A 16,901-nucleotide genomic window follows, 5' to 3' on the forward strand; every position below is an offset into this window, starting at 1 on the left:
AGGCGGCGCGCAGGCGCATTACTTCTTCAGTAGCTGGTCGTAGATGCCGCCGTCCTTGAAGTGCTCGGCCTGGGCCTTCTTCCAGCCGCCAAACACCTCGTCGACCGTGAAGGTGGCCTGCTTCGGGAACTCGTTGGGGTACTTGGCCAGGATCCTGGCGCTCACCGGCCGCAGGTTGTGCTTGACCGCGATCTCCTGCGCCTCGTCGCTCCACAGCCATTGCAGGTAGGCCTCGGCCTGCTTGCGCGTGCCCTTCTTGGCCGCCACCTTGTCGACCACCGCCACCGGGTTTTCGGCCAGCACGGTGAACTTGGGGTAGACGATGTCGTAGTTCTTGCCGAACTCCTCGACGATGCTCTGCACCTCGCTCTCGAAGGTGACCAGCACGTCGCCGATCTGGCGCTGCGCAAAGGTGGTGGTGGCGGCGCGGCCGCCACCGTCGAACACCGGCACGTTGGCGAAGATCTTGCCCACCTGCTCGCGCGTCTGCGCGGCGCTGAGGCCGTTCTTCAGGCCGCCGCCCCAGGCCGCCAGGTAGCCGTAGCGGCCGTTGCCGGTGACCTTGGGGTTGGGGATGATCACGCTGACGCCGGGCCTGGCCAGATCGGCCCAGTCCTTGATGCCCTTGGGGTTGCCCTTGCGCACCATGAACACGGTGAGCGAGCTGGTCGGCGCGGCGTTGTTCGGGTAGCGCTTGGCCCAGTCGGGCGCGATGAAGCCGGCCTCGGCCACCACGTCGATGTCGAGCGCCTGGTTCATCGTGATCACGTCGGCCTCCAGGCCCTCGATCACGCCGCGTGCCTGCTTGCTGCTGCCGCCATGGCTCTGGTTGAGGGTGATGTCTTCGCCGCTGGTCTTCTTCCAGTGCGGCACGAAGGCCTTGTTGATGTCCTTGTAGAACTCGCGCGAGACGTCGTAGCTCACGTTCAGCAGCGTCGGGCCGGCGGCCAGCGCCGGCAGTGCCTGGCCGGCGCCCAGGGCGGCCAGGCCCATCGAGGCCAGCAGCAGGGCACGGCGTTGCAGGGCGGGGCGGGCAGGGCGGCGGATGGCGTGGGGCATGGCGGGTGTGGGCAGGCTGCAAGGGCGCCGTGGCACGGCGAAGCCCGCGATGCTAGGGCCGCGCCCTCAGCGCGCAAACCACAGTTTTGTCGTTTGCTTATGCGTTTTATGCAGATGCGGGCGGGCGCCGCCGGCTGTCGATCCGCAAAAACCCGGCCGGCCCGCTGTCGCCAGGGTGCAAGGCGCCGGCGTGGCTGCGTGCGAGCATCGCCGCGCTGCCCGACCCCTTGCCCTGTGTGCGCCCGCCCCGATGCTTTCTCCCGGTGAACCCCTGCATGCCAGCCTCGACGAGGGCTGGCTGCTGCCGCCGCCAGCGCCGCGCGAGGCGGTGCACACGCGCAGCATCGTCTGCCGCAGCTTTCGCCGCGACGACGGGCTGCTGGAAATCGACGCCCGCTTCATCGACACCCGGCCGTTCGACTACCACAGCGACTTCCGCGGCGATTGCCGGGCCGGCTCGGCCCTGCACAACCTGCAGCTGCGCGTCACGATGGACCGCCAGCGCCACATCGTGGCCATGGCCTCGGCCTTCAAGAGCACGCCCTACGACAGCTGTGCCGGCGTGCAGCCGAACTTTCAGGCGCTGGTGGGCTTGTCGCTGGGCAAGGGCTTCAAGAAGGCGCTGTACGAGCGCCTGGGCGGCACCCAGGGCTGCACCCATGTGATCGCGATGATGGAGGCGGTGGCCGGCGCCGCGGTGCAGTGCTTTGCTTCCAACGTCTACGCACCGCGCCGGGCGGGCGAGCCGGCGCCGCCGCGCGTGTTCCGCATCGAGGCGCTGATCGGCACCTGCCATTCCTACCACCCTGACGGTCCGGTGATCGCCCAGCTGAACGCCGGTGCCGCGCGCCAGGGTTGAACACCCCCGAGGAGACGACATGGATCTCAACTACTCCCCCGAAGAACAGGCCTTCCGCGCCGAGGTGCGCAGCTGGCTGGCCGCCCATCTGCCTGCCGACATCCGCGACAAGGTCACCGGCTACGAGCACCTGGCCAAGGACGACTACCAGCGCTGGCACCGCATCCTGGCCGCCCAGGGCTGGAGCGTGCCGCACTGGCCCGAGGCCTGGGGCGGCACCGGCTGGAACATCACCCAGCGCTACATCTTTCAAGAGGAGTTCGGCCTGGCCGGCGCGCCGGCGCTGCCGGCCTTCGGGCCGCAGATGTGCGCCAGCGTGCTGCTGCACTTTGGCACCGAGGCGCAAAAGCAGCGCTTCCTGCCCGGCATCCGCTCGGGCGAGGCGTTCTGGGTGCAGGGCTACTCCGAGCCGGGCTCGGGCTCCGATCTGGCCTCGCTGAAGACCCGCGCCGAACGCCAGGGCGATCACTATGTGGTCAACGGCCAGAAGATCTGGACCACGCTGGGCCACTACGGCGACTGGATCTTCTGTCTGGTGCGCACCGACGCCACGGCCAAGAAGCAGGAGGGCATCAGCTTTCTGCTGATCGACATGGCCACGCCCGGCATCACCGTGCGCCCGCTGATCCTGATGGACGGCGGCCACGAGGTGAACGAGGTGTTCTTTGACGACGTGAAGGTGCCGGTGGAGAACCTGATCTTCGAGGAGAACAAGGGCTGGACGGTGGCCAAGTACCTGCTGGGCCACGAGCGCATGGGCTCGGGCAATGTGGGCGGCAGCAAGCGCGAGCTGGCGGCGCTCAAGCGCCTGGCGGCCGAGCAGCAGGTGGAGGGCCGCTCGCTGATGGACGACCCGCGCTTTCGCGACCGCCTGTCGCGCGTGGAGATCGAGCTCGAGGCGCTGGAGCTGACCTCGATGCGCTTTCTCGACCAGATGCGCAAGAGCGGCCAGCCGCCCGGCGCCGATGTGTCGATGCTGAAGATCCGCGGCAGCGAGCTGCAGCAGGCGATCACCGAGCTGATGATGCAGGCCGTGGGCCCGCTGGCCCAGCCCTTCATGGCCGTGGCGGGCGGCGAGGGGGAGGCGCCGGCCTCGCCGATTGCCTGGCGTTTGACCCCGCGCTACGCCAACTACCGCAAGACCAGCATCTACGCCGGATCCAACGAGATCCAGCGCAACATCATCGCCAAGGCCACGTTGGGGCTTTAAGGAGTTTGGTCATGGATTTCAACTACTCCGACGAGCAGCAGCAACTGGCCGAATCGCTGCGCAAGTTTCTCGGCGCGCACTATGGCTTTGACCAGCGCAAGGCCATCGTGCATTCGGCCACCGGCCTCAGCGAGCCGGTGTGGGCCACCCTGGCCGAGATGGGCCTCACCGCCATCGCGCTGCCTGAAGAAGACGGTGGCTTTGGCGGTGGCGCGGTCGACCTGATGGCCGCCATGGAAGCCTGCGGCGAAGCCCTGGTGGTGGAGCCCCTGCTCGACAACGTGGGCCTGGCCGGCCGCCTGGTGGCGCGCACCGGCACGCCGGCCCAGCGCGCCGCGCTGCTGCCTGGCCTGGCCGATGGCACGCGGCGCCTGGCCCTGGCCTACCTCGAGCCGGGCCGCCGCTACGACGCGGCGCCGCGCAACACCCGCGCCGAGCGCCGCGCCGAGGGCTGGGTGCTGAGCGGCGCCAAGAGCGTGGTCATCGGCGCGCCGCAGGCCCACACGCTGATCGTCAGCGCGGCCACGGCCGAAGGCACGCGGCTGTTCATCGTCGACCCCGCCACGCCGGGCGTGGCCTTGAGCCCCTGCCGCACGGTGGACGGCCAGCGCGCCGCCGACATCGGGTTCAGCGACGTGGCGCTGGGCGCCGACGCCCTGCTGGGCGGCAGCGCCGGCCAGGCCCAGCCGGCACTCGACGAGGCGCTGGACTTTGCCACCGCGCTGCTGTGCGCCGAGGCCGTGGGCGCCATGCGTTATGCGGTGGACGCCACGCTCGAGTACACCAAGACGCGCAAGCAGTTCGGCGTGGCCCTTGCCTCGTTCCAGGTGCTGCAGCACCGCATGGTGGAGATGCACATCCACACCGAAACCGCGCGCTCGATGGCCATCCTGGCCGCCAGCCGTGTGGACGGCACCGATACCAGCCCGGCCGCGGTGCGCGAGCGCCAGCGCGCCGTGTCGGCCGCCAAGCTCAAGATCGCCGACGCGGCGCGCCTGGTCAGCCAGGAGGCCGTGCAACTGCATGGCGGCATGGGCATGACCGAGGAGATGAAGGTCTCGCACACCTTCCGCCGCCTCACCATGCTGGCGCAGCGCTTTGGTGATGCCGATCACCACCTGGCGCGGTTTGCGCGGGTGAGCTGAGCAGCCTCCTAGACGCCAGACCGCACGCAGTCGATGGCCGAGGCCAGCGCGCTGGCCTGCGCCGCCACGTTGTCCACGGGCCGGCGCAGCAGCCTGGCCGGCAGCGGCGCCGCATAGTGCGCCAGCGCGTGCAGGCGCTGGCCCTGCACCACGATCACCGGGCACAGCACGGCGGGCGCCTTGCCGGCAAAGTCACGGTGTCCACCCGGCCCGCCTTCTCGACGAACACGGGCTCGCGCTTGGCCTGGGCGCTGACCTGGCCGAACCGGTTCTTGGCGTCGGTGGCCGTGATGCGCATGGCGAGCTCCTATCGGCAGTGGATTGGCCATTCTGGCCATTCCGAGAAACGGCGGTCGGCCACGGCCACCGGGCGGGCCCGCCGTCTCGTGGAAAGCCCGCAGTCTGGGGTGTCGCCCAGGCAATAGCGCCGCCCGCCTGTCTTGCGCAAACTGGGTGCATGAATGCACCCGTTGCCCCGGCCGCCATCGCCGGCATCCCTGCCACCGCCCCGGCCGCGCTGTCGTCCATCGAGGCCATCACCGCCGCGCTGGGCAGCGTGGGCTACATCGCCAACCGCCAGGTGGCCACGGCCGTGTACCTGGCCCACCATCTGCGCAAGCCGGTGCTGATCGAAGGCCCGGCTGGCGTGGGCAAGACCGAGCTGGCGGTGTCGGCCGCCAAGGCGCTGGGCCATGCGCTGATCCGCCTGCAGTGCTACGAGGGCCTGGACGACAGCCGCGCGCTGTACGAGTGGCAGTACGGCAAGCAACTGCTCTACACCCAGATCCTGAAGGAAAAGATCGGCCAGCTGATGGCCGATGCCGACACGCTGGCCCAGGCCTACACCAAGCTCACCGGGTTTCAAGACCTGTTCTTCTCGCGCGATTTTCTGCAGCCCCGCCCGCTGCTGCAGGCCATGGAGCAGGCTGGCGGCAGCGTGCTGCTGATCGACGAGATCGACAAGAGCGAAGAATCCTTCGAGGCCCTGCTGCTGGAGGTGCTGGCCGACTACCAGGTCACCGTGCCCGAGATCGGCACCATCCGCGCCCAGGTGCCGCCGCTGGTCATCCTGACCAGCAACAACACGCGCGAGCTGGGCGATGCGCTCAAGCGCCGCTGCCTGCACCTGCACATCGGCTTTCCCGAGCCGGCGTTCGAGCAGCAGGTGCTGCGCGCCCGCGTGCCGGGCATTGATGAAGCGCTGCTCAGGCAGCTGGTGGCCTTTGTGCAGGCGCTGCGCCAGGAGCACATCCGCAAGCCGCCCAGCGTGGCCGAGAGCATGGACTGGGCGCGCACCCTGCTGCTGCTGCATGCCGGCGCGCTGGATGAAACCCTGGTTCGCGACACGCTGAACGTGCTGCTCAAGCGCGAGAGCGACATCCAGGCCGTGCAGGCCCGGCTGCCGCAGCTCACCCGCGACGCCCTGGCCGCGAGCCGGGCCTGAGGCGCGCCAGCCCGCCGCGCCAGACCGCCGCGCCACCTGCCATGGACCGCACCCTGGTCAACTACGTCCGCGCGCTGCGCGCGGCCGGGGCCGACGCGTCGATCGCCGAAAGCATCGACGCTGCGCGTGCCGTGGCCCTGCTGGGTTATGCCGACCGCCGCCAGCTGAAAGACGGCCTGGGCGTGGTGCTGGCCAAGACTCCGGCCGAGAAGCTGATCCACGCGCGCGTGTTCGACCAGTTCTTCGGCGCCGTGGAGGCCTCGGCCGAAATGCGCCAGACAGGCGATGGCGCTTCGGCCAACCCGCCCGATGCAAGGCCCCAGCCGGCCGGTGAGGCACCCGGCCAGCCCGGCCAGCCCGGACAGGATGCCGGCGGCGGCCCGCACGCCGATCGCCCGGCCGCGCCCACCGCGCCCACCGCGGCCAGCGCGGCCACCGCGGCCAGCGGCGGCGACGCGCTGCAGCAGTTGATCGTGATGGCCGCCGAGGCGCGCGGTGGCGCCTCATCGGCCGAGGGGCGCGAACGCATGCCCAGCCTCGGCCCGGCCCTGCACCGCGCCGCCGAGGCCGCCCAGGTCGACGACATCCAGTTCCACACCCAGGTCGGCCCGCTGACCCGCCGCCTGCTCGAGGCACTGGGCATCGCGCCGCTGGATGCCCGCATCCGCCAGCTGCTGCTGGAGCCCCAGGCCAGCGGCTCGCCCGACCCGCAGGCCGAGCTGTCCACGCTGCAGGCCGCGCGCGAGACGCTGCGCCGTGCCGCCCGCGCGCTGGTGGAGCAGCGCTTCGAGCTCTACGGCCGCCCGGCCACCGAGGCCTTCATGCAGGACGTGGTGGCCCAGCGCAGCCTGGGCCGCCTGGCGCCGCACGACATGGAGCGCATGCGCGTGGTGGTGGCCCGCATGGCCCGGCGCATGGCCGTGAAGCACTCGCGCCGCCGCCGCGTGCAGCTGCGCGGCCAGCTCGACTTTCGCCGCATGATCCGCGCCAGCGCCGGCCACGACAGCGTGCCGCACCGCCTGCACTTCAAGTACCGCCGCAAAGACAAGCCCAGGTTCGTGGCCCTCTGCGATGTCTCGGGCTCGGTGGCCGCGCATGTGCGCTTCCTGCTGCTGTTTCTGTATGCGCTGCACGGCTCGGTGGCCGATCTGCGCAGCTTTGCCTTCGCCAACCAGCTGGGCGATGTGGGCCCGCTGCTCGAGAACCTGCCCTTCGACGAAGCCTTCGAGCGCATCCTGCACACCCACAGCGGCAGCACCGACTACGGCCAGGCCTTCACCGACCTGCAAGACCAGTTCTGGGACGTGATCGACCGCCGCACCACGGTGATCATCCTGGGCGACGGGCGCAGCAACCATGCCGAGCCGCGCGTGGACATCCTGGCCGAGATCGCCAGCCGCGCCAAGCGCGTGCTGTGGCTGTGCCCCGAGCCCAAGAGCCGCTGGGGCAGCGGCGACAGCGTGATGCCGAAGTACGCCCCGTTCTGCACGCTGGCCACGCATGTGGCAAGCGCAGCCGACCTGGAGCGCGCCATCGACGAAGCCCTGGCAGCCTACGGTTGACCGTCCCCGAACAACCCACGAGAGGAGACCCATGAGCACGAACTTCCAAGACCTGTTCTCGGTGCGCGGCAAGGTGGCGCTGGTCACCGGCGGCTCGCGCGGCATCGGCGAGATGATCGCCGCCGGCCTGCTGGCCCACGGCGCCAAGGTCTACATCTCCTCGCGCAAGGCCGATGCATGCGCAGCCACCGCCAGGCGCCTGAGTGAACTGGGTGAGGGCCGCGGCGGCACCTGCATCGCGCTGCCGGCCGACCTGTCCACGGTGGAAGGCTGCACGCATCTGGCGGCCGAACTGGCCAAGCGGGAAGCCAGGCTCGACATCCTGGTCAACAACGCCGGCGCGGCCTGGGGCGCGCCGATCGAGAGCTTTCCCGAGGTGGGCTGGGACAAGGTGATGGACACCAACGTCAAGGGCGTGTTCTTTCTCACCCAGCAATGCCTGCCGCTGCTGCGCGCGGCGGCGCAAGGGCCGAGCCCGGCGCGCGTGATCAACATCGGCTCGGTCGACGGCATCAAGTCGGCCAGCTTCGACAGCTACAGCTACGGCGCCTCGAAGGCCGCCGTGCACCACCTCACCCGCTTTCTGGCCAAGCGGCTGACGCCCGAGCGCATCCTGGTCAATGCCATTGCGCCGGGGCCGTACCCCACCTGGATGCTGTCCACCGGCGTGGGCCATGGCGGTGCCACCGATGGCGTCGACTGGAGCGCCGTCACCGCCAGCAACCCCAGCGGCCGTGTCGGCACACCCGAAGACATTGCCGGCCTGGCCATCTTTCTCAGCTCGCGCGCCGGTGAGTACGTGGTCGGCCAGACCATTGCCAGCGATGGCGGCGTGGTGGCCTCGTTATGAGTCCCCCCCGGAGCGCCTGCGGCGCCGCCCCCCGAGGGGGCGCCGCCAGCGGCCCGGCAAAGCCGGCTCCGCGGCGGCCGCCGGGTTCGCTTCGTTCACTGTTTCAATCCTGCCTGCCACCACAGGCCTTCTAGGAGACCCCCGACCATGAGTCAGCCCCAGATCCCCGCCAACGCCTTCAGCCTCGACCCCAGCGATCCGCTGAACGACCTGCGCATGACGGAGAAGAGCAAACCGCTGTACGAGCACGTCAAGCGTTTCATCAAGGAAACGGTCGAACCGATGGCCGCCGAGTACGAGAAGCTGGGCCGCGACCGTGCCGACCGCTGGAGCTACGCCCCCGGCCAGCTCGAGCTGCTGGATGGCGCCAAGGCCAAGGCCAAGGCCGAGGGCCTGTGGAACTTCTTCCTGCCCGATGCCGACACCGGCGAAGGCCTGTCGAACCTGGATTACGCCTACATCGCCAGCGAGCTGGGCAAGTGCCCGATGGCCAGCGAAACGATGAACTGCTCGGCCCCCGACACCGGCAACATGGAGGTGCTCGAGCGCGTGGGCACGGCAGCGCAAAAGGCGCAGTGGCTGGAGCCGCTGCTCAAGGGCGAGATCCGCTCGGCCTATGCCATGACCGAGCTGCACCACGCCTCATCGGATGCCCGCAACGTGGCCACCAGCGCCGTGCTGGAAGGCGACGAGTGGGTGATCAACGGCGAGAAGCACTACATCTCGGGCGCCGGCTCGCCGCGCTGCAAGATCCTGATCACCATGGTGCGCACCAGCCCCGATGCGCCGCCGCACAAGCAGCAGTCGATGATCCTGGTGCCCAAGGACACGCCGGGGGTCGAGATCGTCGGCGGCCAGCATGTCTTTGCCGAAGACCATGCGCCGCACGGCCACATGCACATCCGCTTCAACAATGTGCGCGTGCCGGCCAGCAACATGCTGCTGGGCGAAGGCCGCGGCTTCGAGATCAGCCAGCTGCGCCTGGGCCCGGGCCGCATCCACCACTGCATGCGCTCGATCGGCGCGGCCGAGGTGGCGCTGGACATGATGGTCAAGCGCGGCCTGTCGCGCCAGGCCTTCGGCAAGCAGCTGGTGTGGCTGGGCGGCAATGTGGAGATCATCTCGCGCGCCCGCATCGAGATCGAATCCATGCGCCTGATGGTGCTGAAGGCCGCCAAGGCCATGGACGTGCTGGGCAACAAGGAAGCCCGCATCTGGGTGCACATGGTCAAGGCCATGGTGCCCGAGCGCGTGTGCAAGATCATCGACCAGGCCATCCAGATGTATGGCGCGCTGGGCGTCAGCCAGCACACCCCGCTGGCCCACATGTACAGCCAGCAGCGCACGCTGCGCCTGGCCGACGGCCCCGATGAAGTGCACCACATGGTGGTGGGCCGCAGCGAGGTGCGTGCCACCGAGGGCGCGGCCGAGGAGATGCAGGGCTCGATGGTGTGGCGCAGCTGATCGCAGGCGCTGCCTGCGATCAGGTTTGCCAGGGATTGATCACCGCGACGCCGGCCGCTTCGAAGGGGCTGGTGTCGCGCGTGGCCACGGCCAGGCCATGGGTGGCGGCAATGGCGGCAATGCACGCGTCGGCCGACGCGATGGCCAGCCCGGCGGCCCGTGCCCGTGTGGTCAGGGCGGCATAGGCCGGTGTGCAGTCCAGGTCGAACGGCAACACACGGCCCTCAAACAGCGGCAGCACACGGTCTTCAAGGCTCTCTTGCAGGCCTGTGCGGCGCTTGCCTGCAGGCAGCAGCGCCACCCCGGCGCGCAACTCGGCCACGGTGATGGCTGACAGGAACAGGGTCTGCACCGCCTGAGCGTCCAGCCAGGCCACCACGCGTGGCTCTGGTGTCGGTCGCAACGGTTCCGACACCACGTTGGTGTCGAGCAGGATCATTCAAAGCTCGGCAGGCGGGCAGGTGACTTGTCACGCAGTGGCGCGAACACCTGGCTTGCATCCTCGTCCAGGCGCGCTTGGCGCCCCACCTCGACCAGCAGCGAACCCAGTTTCACCTGCATCTGCGGCCGGATCGCGGCCTCAAGAATTTCGCGCACCTCGGCTTCCATGCTCTGGCCACGGCCGGCTGCACGAGCCCTCAGCGCGCGGTGCACCTCGTCGGGCAAATTGCGAATGGTCAGCATGGCCATGATGGGCAACTCCTGTGGCTCGGATCTGTGCCGCGCATGCATTCTATCGATTTGCATGCAGTGGGCAGAGAATGGGCATGGGGCGGCGTGACGCGAATCCGAAACCTCGGCGGGGCCACCGTGATGACGTTGGACTGCCTGCGCGCTGAGGCGGCCAAGGGCCGACGATCGGATGTCCTGGCGGTGCTGGACCGTGCGCCGATGGCGCCAGCCCTGCCTGGCGCCGAACAGCGCTGCCGCCGCGGCCCGGCGTCTACAGCCCCGCCGCCACCCCGTCCGATCGCGGATCGGCCGCGCCTTCGATGCGGCCGTCGGCATGCCGCACCAGCGCGCCGGCATGGCCCATGGTGTCGCTGTAGGCCTCGTCCAGCAGTTCCACCTGGTGGCCGGCCGCGCGCAGGGCCTGCACCAGCGCGGGGTCGAATCGCGGCTCCAGCTTCAGCGTGGTGCTGTCATCGCCCCAGGTGCGGCCCAGCAGCCAGCGCGGTGCGGCCACGGCCTGGGCCAGCGGCATGCCAAAGCGCGCGTGGCGCGTGAACACCGCCGCCTGGGTTTGCGGCTGGCCCTCGCCGCCCATGGTGCCGAAGGGCATCACGCGGCCATCGTCGAACAGCGCCATCGACGGGTTCAGCGTGTGGAAGGGGTGGCGCCCCGGCGCCAGGTGGTTCAGCGCCGTGGGCGACAGCGAAAAGCTCATGCCGCGGTTCTGCCAGCAGATGCCGCTGCCCTGCAGCACCGTGCCCGAGCCGAACTCCCAGTACACGCTCTGGATGAAGCTCACCGCGCGGCCCTGGCGGTCGATGGCGCCCATCCAGATGGTGTCGCCCGGCGCGGTGGGTTCGGGCCAGGGCAGGGCGGCGGCGGGGTCGATCTCGGCGGCCAGGCGGTCCAGTGCCTCGGGCGTCAGGAAGCTGGCCGGATCGGCCGGCAGGCGGCCGCGGTCGGTGACGATGCGGTCACGCACGCGAAAGGCGCGCTTGGTGGCCTCGACCAGGCCGTGCACATGCGCAAAACCTTCGCCGTGCGCGATGCCGTGGCGCTCGATCAGGCGCTCGAAGAGGCCCAGGATCATCAGCGTGGCCAGGCCTTGGGTGGGCGGCGGCAGGTTGTAGACGCTGGCGTCGTTCAAGCGCACCGACAGCGGCGCCAGCACCTGCGCGCGGTAGGCGGCCAGGTCGCTGGTGCGCACGGGGCTGCCCAGGCGCGCCAGCTCGGCGCCGATGCGCTGGCCCAGCTCGCCGCGGTAGAAATCGTCCAGGCCGCGGCGGGCCAGTTCGTCCAGCGTGCGCGCCAGCGCAGGGTAGCGCAGGCGCTGGCCCAGGGCCGGTGGCTCGCCGTTGACGAGGTAGGTTTCGGCAAAACCCGGCTGGTCTTTCAGGCCGGCCAGCTTGGCGCGGGTGAGGGCGGCCTGGCTGGCGGTCACGGCCACGCCATCGGCGGCATGGCCGATGGCGTCACGCAGCAGGCGGGCCAGCGGCAGCGCGCGGCCCCAGGGTGCGGCCTGCTCCAGCGCGGCGGCCCAGCCACCCACCGTGCCGGCCACGGTGAGCGCGGCGCGCGGGCCACGCGCCGGAATTGCCGTCTCGCCGGCATAGAAGGCCGGCGTGGCGGCGGCAGCAGCCGGGCCGCAGGCATCGATGGCCACCGGCGCGCGGCCGGGCTCGTGGATCAGCCAGAAGCCATCGCCGCCGATGGCGTTCATGTGGGGGTAGACCACGGCGATGGCGGCAGCCGCCGCCACCATGGCCTCGACCGCATTGCCGCCGTCGCCCAGCACATCGCGGCCAGCCTGGGCGGCCAGGTGATGGGGCGCCACCAGCATGCCGCCATAGGCCTGGGGGGTGTGGATCATGGTCGTGTCTCTTCGGGTGTGTTCTTCAGTGCCACAGGCTCAGCAGCATGCGCGCGGCCGTCAGTGCCAGAAAGGCCGCGAACACCTGGCGCAGGCGCCGGGCGTCGATGCGGTGGGCCAGCGCCGCGCCCCATTTGGTGCTGAGCATCGTGGCCGGCACGATCAGCGCAGCGCCCAGCAGGTTCACATGGCCCAGGCTGAAGGGCGGGCGCAGCGGCACGCCCAGGCCATTGACCAGGAAGGCCGCTGCACCGGGAATGCTGATCACCGTGCCCAGCAGCGCGCCGGTGCCCACCGCCGTGTGCATGGGCACCTTCAGGTTGGCCAGGATGGGCACGCCCAGCGTGCCGCCGCCAATGCCCATCAGCGTGGACAGCCCGCCAATGCCCGCACCGATGCCGGCAGTGGCTGCCGGGCCGGGCAGGCCGTCGCGCCAGGCCGAACCCTCGCGCTTGAAGCCCATCTGCACCGCCACCACCAGTGCCACGACGCCGAACACCGCGGTCAGCCAGGGCCCGGCCAGGTAGCGGCTGGCCACCGCGCCGGTGGCCACGCCCAGCAACACGCCGGGCAGCAGGCGGCGGATCAGCGCCGGATCCAGGCTGCCGCGGCGGCGGTGCGCGCGGCTGCTCATCAGCGAGGTGGGGATGATGGTGGCCAGCGAGGTGCCCACCGCCACATGCATGCGGACCGACGGGTCCACCCCCAGCAGGCTGAACAGGTGGAACAGCACCGGCACGATGACGATGCCGCCGCCCACGCCCAGCAGGCCGGCCAGCACCCCGGCCAGCAGGCCGGTGGCCACCAGGGCCACGGCCAGGCCGGCCAGCCACCACGGCCCATGCGATGTCAACAGATCCATGGCCTTACCACCCGATCGCCTTGGGCAGCCACAGTGCGATCTGCGGGAAGCAGTACACGAGTGTCAACGCCAGGGCCTGCAGGCCGATGAAGGGCACCACCCCCTTGTAGATGTCGGCAATGGTCACGCCGGGTGGCGCCACGCCCTTCAGGTAAAACAGCGCCCAGCCAAAGGGTGGCGTGAGAAAGCTGCTCTGCAGGTTCACGGTGATGAGCATGGCCAACCAGATCGGATCGACGCCCATGTTCAGCAGGATGGGCAGGAACAGCGGCACGGCGATGTAGCTGATCTCGATCCACTCGACAAAGAAGCCCAGCACGAAGATCACGGCCATCAGGAACCAGATGGCCGTGCCGGTGCCGCCGGGCAGGCGGTCGAACAGATGGGCGATCAGTTCCTCGCCCTGCAGGCCGCGGAAGGCCAGCGCAAACACCTGGGCGGCCATCAGGATCAGCATCATGCCGGCGGTGATCTTGCTGGTCTCGATGGCGGTGTCGCGCAGCACGGACCAGCGCAGGCGCCCGCCCAGCGCGGTGACCAGCACTGAACCCACTGCGCCCATGCTGGCCGCCTCGGTGGGTGCGGCCACGCCGCCTACGATGCTGCCCAGCACCGCCACCACCAGCATCACCGGCGGCACCAGCACCTTGACGAAGCGCGTCCACAGTTCCTGGCGCGACACCGCATCGCGCTCGGCCTGCGGCAGCGGCGGCATCAGCCCCGGCTTGAGCCAGCCCAGCAGCAGCAGGAACACGATGTAGATGCCCGCCAGCAACAGCCCCGGGCCCACCGCCGCGGCGAACAGCGTGCCCACCGACAGCTGCATGATGTCGCCCAGCAGGATCAGGATCAGGCTGGGTGGGATGATCTGCCCCAGCGTGCCCGAGGCGCAGATGGTGCCGCAGGCAATGGCCTTGTTGTAGCCGCGGCGGATCAGCGTGGGCAGGGTCAGCAGGCCCAGCGTGATGATGGTGGCGCCCACGATGCCGGTGGTGGCGCCCATCAGCACGCCGAACAGCACGATGCCCACCGCCATGCCGCCGCGCACACGGCCGGCCAGGTGGCCCATCACGTCCAGCAGGTCGTCGGCCAGGCGTGATTTCTCCAGCATCACGCCCATGAACACGAACAGCGGAATGGCCATCCACTGGTAGCCACCCACGACGCCGAAAAAGCGCGCCGGCAGCAGGTTGAACAGGCTCATGCCGAAGCCCAGCCAGCCGAACACGAAACCGCTGACCGCCAGGCTGATGGCTACCGGAATGCCGATGATCAGCAGCACGAAAAAGCCCGCCAGCAGCAGCAGGGCCAGGGTGGTGGGCTCAAGCATGGCCGCCCTCCTGCGCCGTGGCCTTGGCTGCGGCGCCGTGGCCCGGCGTGGCCGGGTCCAGCAGGCGCACCAGCAGCCCCAGCTGCTGCAGCAGCACCAGGCCGAAGCCCAGCGGGATCAGCGCCTTCACCAGCCAGCGCTGCGGCAGGCCGCCGGGGTCGGACGAGGCCTCGCCGATGGCCCGGGCCTGCTCCACATAACCCAGCGACAGCGCGACGAAGAGCACGCACACGCCCACCATCAGCAGCGCCGCCACCACATCCACCGCGCGCTTGGCCGCCGGCGGGTAGTGCTGGTAGAACAGGTCAACCCGCACCTCGCCGCCGCGCAGCAGCGCATGGGCCATGCCCAGCTGGATCAGCGCGGCCAGCAGGTGCCACTCCAGTTCTTGCGCCCACACCGAGCCCAGGCTCAGGCTGTAGCGCAGCACCACATTCACCGCCACCAGCAGGATCATCGCCAGGCCGGTCAGGGCGGCCAATTTGCCGATGTCGTCGGTGCGGCGCTCGATGAAGGCGGCCGCGGCGCGCAAGAGGTTCCACATGACCAGGGTGCTCCGGTGGCCGCGTCAACCGCGCACGGTGACGTGGAAGGCCTCTTCACTGACCTCGGCCCAGCGGTCGAACTTGGCCTTGAAGCCGAAGTACGAGTCGTGCACCTTCTTGGTCAGCGCGTCCTTGGCCACGGCATCGGCCAGCACCTTCTGGGTTTCGGCGCGCAGCGCCTTGATCACCTCGTCGGGCAGCGGCCGGGCAATCACGCCCTGCTTCTTCAGGTCTTCCATGGCCTCGGAGTTGTTGCGCTGGCACCAGCCTTCGCTGATCACGTTGCAGGCCGCGGCGGCGTTCTGCACGATGGCCTGCAGGTCCTTGGGCAGCTTGGCCCAGGCGGCCTTGTTGATCATCAGCTCCGACACCGTGGACGACTCGTGCCAGCCGGTGGTGTAGTAGTACTTGGCCGCCTTGTGCAGGCCCAGGCGGCGATCCTGGAACGGGCCGACGAACTCGGCCGCATCGATCACACCGCGTTCGAGCGCCGGAAAGATCTCCCCGCCGGGCAGCACCTTCACATCCACGCCCAGATTGGCCAGCACCTTGCCGGCCAGGCCCGGAATGCGCATCTTCATGCCCTTCAGGTCGGCCACGGTCTTGATCTCCTTCTTGAACCAGCCAGTCATCTGCACGCCGGTGTTGCCGCAGGGCATGGCCACCAGGCCGAAGGGCTCGTAGACCTCGTTCCACAGATCGATGCCGCCGCCGTCGTACAGCCAGCCGTTCATGCCCTGGAAGTTCATGCCGAAGGGCACGGCGGTGAAGTACTGCGCGGCAAAGGTCTTGCCGGTCCAGAAGTAGCTGTTGGCGTGGTTCATCTCCACGGTGCCGGCGCGCACCGCGTCAAAGCCCTCGAAGGCCGGGATCAATTCGCCGGCACCGAAGACCTGGATGATCAGCCGCCCGTCGCTCATCTCGCGGATGCGCTTGGCCAGATCGGTGGCGCTGCCCGGGCCGTCCATGTAGAAGGGCGAGCCCTTGGGGTAGGCGCTGGTCATCTTCCAGTTGAGCTTGGTCTGTGCGCTGACGATGGCGGGCGCGGCAAGCACGCTGCCACCCACGGCGGCACGGGACAGGAACTGGCGGCGGATCAGGGACATGGCGAGGCTCCGGGTGCGTGGGGAAGAAAAGCGCTGCCGTTTGTGCAGCGCGCATCACCCCCTCTTTCGCAACCGCCATGCCATGCCGGCCGGCAAGCGCAAGTGACTGTCATTGAACAGGTTTTCACCATACGGCCGGCTGTTCTGGCGCGCTGTGCGGGCCGTCAGGTGCCCTGTTCCGGGCCGGCGCACGGCCCGACCCGGATGCCGTTTGTGCAGTGATCGCGCGCCAGGCTGACGTTTGTTGCCGCGCCGCTGCCGTTTGCTGCGGGCCTGTCAGGCGACGGGGGCTGGCGCCGGCCGGGCGCTGAACAATCGGTCACCGCGCACGCGGCCGGTGCGGCGCACCAGAACGGACGGCCGCCCGCCAGCGCTCACAGCCGCGCGCCGCCGCGCCGGTTTTTCACGCGCGAGAGCAGGTTCTTGCAGTCGAGCGCCAGGATCTCGGGGCGGTTGAACAGGTGGCGCCGCGCAAAGTCCTCGAAGGCCGGCACGCCGTCGGTCAGCGCATGCACGTGCAGGCTGCGCAGGTCGCTCATGATGTAGAGGCTGACCACCTCGGGGCAGTCAGCCAGCTCCTGGGCCATGGCCTGCAGGGCTGCCGGCGCCACTTGGATGTCCAGGAAGGTGCTGTGCGCCTGCCCCAGCTTCTCGGGGTTGATGACCGCCGTGAACAGCTCGATCACGCCCGCGGCCTGCAGGGCCTGCACGCGCGCGCGGGCATGGGCACGCGAGATGCCCAGCGTGCGCGCCAGGTCGGCAAACGAGGCACGCCCGTCCTTGACCAGCAGGTTCAGCAAGGACTTGTCGAGCCGGCTCAGGCCGGCATCCAGCGGCAGCGGGCGGATCGGGTCGGTGACAACGGCGGTGAGGGTGGCGGCAGGTGTGGAAGGCATGGCCGCCATGTCGCAAGGCGTGGGCCA

Annotated in this window: 18 protein-coding genes; 7 read left to right on the plus strand and 11 right to left on the minus strand. The window is 69.8% G+C overall.

All coding sequences use genetic code 11. The features are described from left to right. Window positions 1-18: 18 nt before the first annotated feature. On the minus strand, window positions 19-1,059 hold the full coding sequence (locus N4G63_RS23395; protein ID WP_260790028.1) for a sulfate ABC transporter substrate-binding protein: 1,041 nt from the start codon (window positions 1,057-1,059) through the stop codon (window positions 19-21). A gap of 250 nt (window positions 1,060-1,309) precedes the next feature. On the opposite strand from N4G63_RS23395, the gene N4G63_RS23400 reads away from it, so the two are divergent. Genes N4G63_RS23400 through N4G63_RS23410 form a run of 3 tightly spaced genes read left to right on the plus strand, consistent with a single transcriptional unit; the run spans window position 1,310 to window position 4,273 of the window. After that, on the plus strand, window positions 1,310-1,918 hold the full coding sequence (locus N4G63_RS23400) for a DUF2889 domain-containing protein (protein WP_260790029.1): 609 nt from the start codon (window positions 1,310-1,312) through the stop codon (window positions 1,916-1,918). A gap of 19 nt (window positions 1,919-1,937) precedes the next feature. Continuing rightward, the gene (locus N4G63_RS23405) at window positions 1,938-3,128 is read left to right on the plus strand and encodes an acyl-CoA dehydrogenase family protein (protein ID WP_260790030.1); all 1,191 of its coding nucleotides are present in this window, start codon (window positions 1,938-1,940) and stop codon (window positions 3,126-3,128) included. A gap of 11 nt (window positions 3,129-3,139) precedes the next feature. Further along, a complete protein-coding gene (locus N4G63_RS23410) occupies window positions 3,140-4,273 on the plus strand; it encodes an acyl-CoA dehydrogenase family protein (protein WP_260790031.1) in 1,134 nt (377 codons plus the stop codon). An 8-nt stretch (window positions 4,274-4,281) separates the two neighbouring features. On the opposite strand, the gene N4G63_RS23415 is transcribed toward N4G63_RS23410, so the two are convergent. Next, window positions 4,282-4,443 (minus strand): CcdB family protein, encoded by a 162-nt coding sequence (locus N4G63_RS23415; protein WP_260790032.1) that lies wholly within the window; start codon window positions 4,441-4,443, stop codon window positions 4,282-4,284. Continuing rightward, window positions 4,428-4,571 (minus strand): type II toxin-antitoxin system Phd/YefM family antitoxin, encoded by a 144-nt coding sequence (locus N4G63_RS23420; protein WP_260790033.1) that lies wholly within the window; start codon window positions 4,569-4,571, stop codon window positions 4,428-4,430. The genes N4G63_RS23415 and N4G63_RS23420 overlap by 16 nt, the downstream gene beginning before the upstream one ends. A gap of 159 nt (window positions 4,572-4,730) precedes the next feature. On the opposite strand from N4G63_RS23420, the gene N4G63_RS23425 reads away from it, so the two are divergent. The 4 genes from N4G63_RS23425 to N4G63_RS23440 all read left to right on the plus strand — a co-directional run bounded on the left by N4G63_RS23425 (window position 4,731) and on the right by N4G63_RS23440 (window position 9,593). After that, window positions 4,731-5,717, plus strand: a complete 987-nt coding sequence (locus N4G63_RS23425) for an AAA family ATPase (protein WP_260790034.1) — start codon at window positions 4,731-4,733, stop codon at window positions 5,715-5,717. A 41-nt stretch (window positions 5,718-5,758) separates the two neighbouring features. Next, window positions 5,759-7,279, plus strand: coding sequence for a VWA domain-containing protein (locus tag N4G63_RS23430; RefSeq protein WP_314600382.1), 1,521 nt, complete (start codon window positions 5,759-5,761; stop codon window positions 7,277-7,279). 31 nt (window positions 7,280-7,310) lie between these two features. Then, on the plus strand, window positions 7,311-8,129 hold the full coding sequence (locus tag N4G63_RS23435; RefSeq protein ID WP_260790036.1) for an SDR family oxidoreductase: 819 nt from the start codon (window positions 7,311-7,313) through the stop codon (window positions 8,127-8,129). A gap of 147 nt (window positions 8,130-8,276) precedes the next feature. Next, window positions 8,277-9,593 carry an acyl-CoA dehydrogenase family protein gene (locus tag N4G63_RS23440; RefSeq protein WP_260790037.1) on the plus strand — a complete coding sequence of 439 codons (1,317 nt, stop codon included), beginning with the start codon at window positions 8,277-8,279 and terminating at the stop codon, window positions 9,591-9,593. 19 nt (window positions 9,594-9,612) lie between these two features. Here the strand turns inward: N4G63_RS23440 and N4G63_RS23445 are convergent, their stop codons facing one another. The 8 genes from N4G63_RS23445 to N4G63_RS23480 all read right to left on the minus strand — a co-directional run bounded on the left by N4G63_RS23445 (window position 9,613) and on the right by N4G63_RS23480 (window position 16,799). Further along, window positions 9,613-10,032 (minus strand): type II toxin-antitoxin system VapC family toxin, encoded by a 420-nt coding sequence (locus tag N4G63_RS23445; protein WP_260790038.1) that lies wholly within the window; start codon window positions 10,030-10,032, stop codon window positions 9,613-9,615. Continuing rightward, window positions 10,029-10,283 carry a FitA-like ribbon-helix-helix domain-containing protein gene (locus N4G63_RS23450; protein WP_260790039.1) on the minus strand — a complete coding sequence of 85 codons (255 nt, stop codon included), beginning with the start codon at window positions 10,281-10,283 and terminating at the stop codon, window positions 10,029-10,031. The genes N4G63_RS23445 and N4G63_RS23450 overlap by 4 nt, the downstream gene beginning before the upstream one ends. A gap of 253 nt (window positions 10,284-10,536) precedes the next feature. Continuing rightward, a complete protein-coding gene (locus N4G63_RS23455) occupies window positions 10,537-12,135 on the minus strand; it encodes a gamma-glutamyltransferase family protein (protein ID WP_260790040.1) in 1,599 nt (532 codons plus the stop codon). 25 nt (window positions 12,136-12,160) lie between these two features. Further along, a complete protein-coding gene (locus tag N4G63_RS23460; RefSeq protein ID WP_314600383.1) occupies window positions 12,161-12,997 on the minus strand; it encodes a sulfite exporter TauE/SafE family protein in 837 nt (278 codons plus the stop codon). A 4-nt stretch (window positions 12,998-13,001) separates the two neighbouring features. After that, entirely contained in the window at window positions 13,002-14,327 is a 1,326-nt protein-coding gene (locus N4G63_RS23465) for a TRAP transporter large permease (protein WP_314600384.1), read from the minus strand. Beyond that, window positions 14,320-14,871, minus strand: coding sequence for a TRAP transporter small permease subunit (locus N4G63_RS23470; RefSeq protein ID WP_314600385.1), 552 nt, complete (start codon window positions 14,869-14,871; stop codon window positions 14,320-14,322). The genes N4G63_RS23465 and N4G63_RS23470 overlap by 8 nt, the downstream gene beginning before the upstream one ends. Before the next feature lie 24 nt (window positions 14,872-14,895). Then, window positions 14,896-15,978 carry a TRAP transporter substrate-binding protein gene (locus N4G63_RS23475; RefSeq protein ID WP_260790043.1) on the minus strand — a complete coding sequence of 361 codons (1,083 nt, stop codon included), beginning with the start codon at window positions 15,976-15,978 and terminating at the stop codon, window positions 14,896-14,898. A gap of 374 nt (window positions 15,979-16,352) precedes the next feature. Further along, window positions 16,353-16,799 carry an Lrp/AsnC family transcriptional regulator gene (locus N4G63_RS23480; protein WP_314600407.1) on the minus strand — a complete coding sequence of 149 codons (447 nt, stop codon included), beginning with the start codon at window positions 16,797-16,799 and terminating at the stop codon, window positions 16,353-16,355. Window positions 16,800-16,901 lie beyond the last annotated feature (102 nt).

Source organism: Aquabacterium sp. OR-4 (assembly GCF_025290835.2).
GTDB lineage: Bacteria > Pseudomonadota > Gammaproteobacteria > Burkholderiales > Burkholderiaceae_C > Pseudaquabacterium.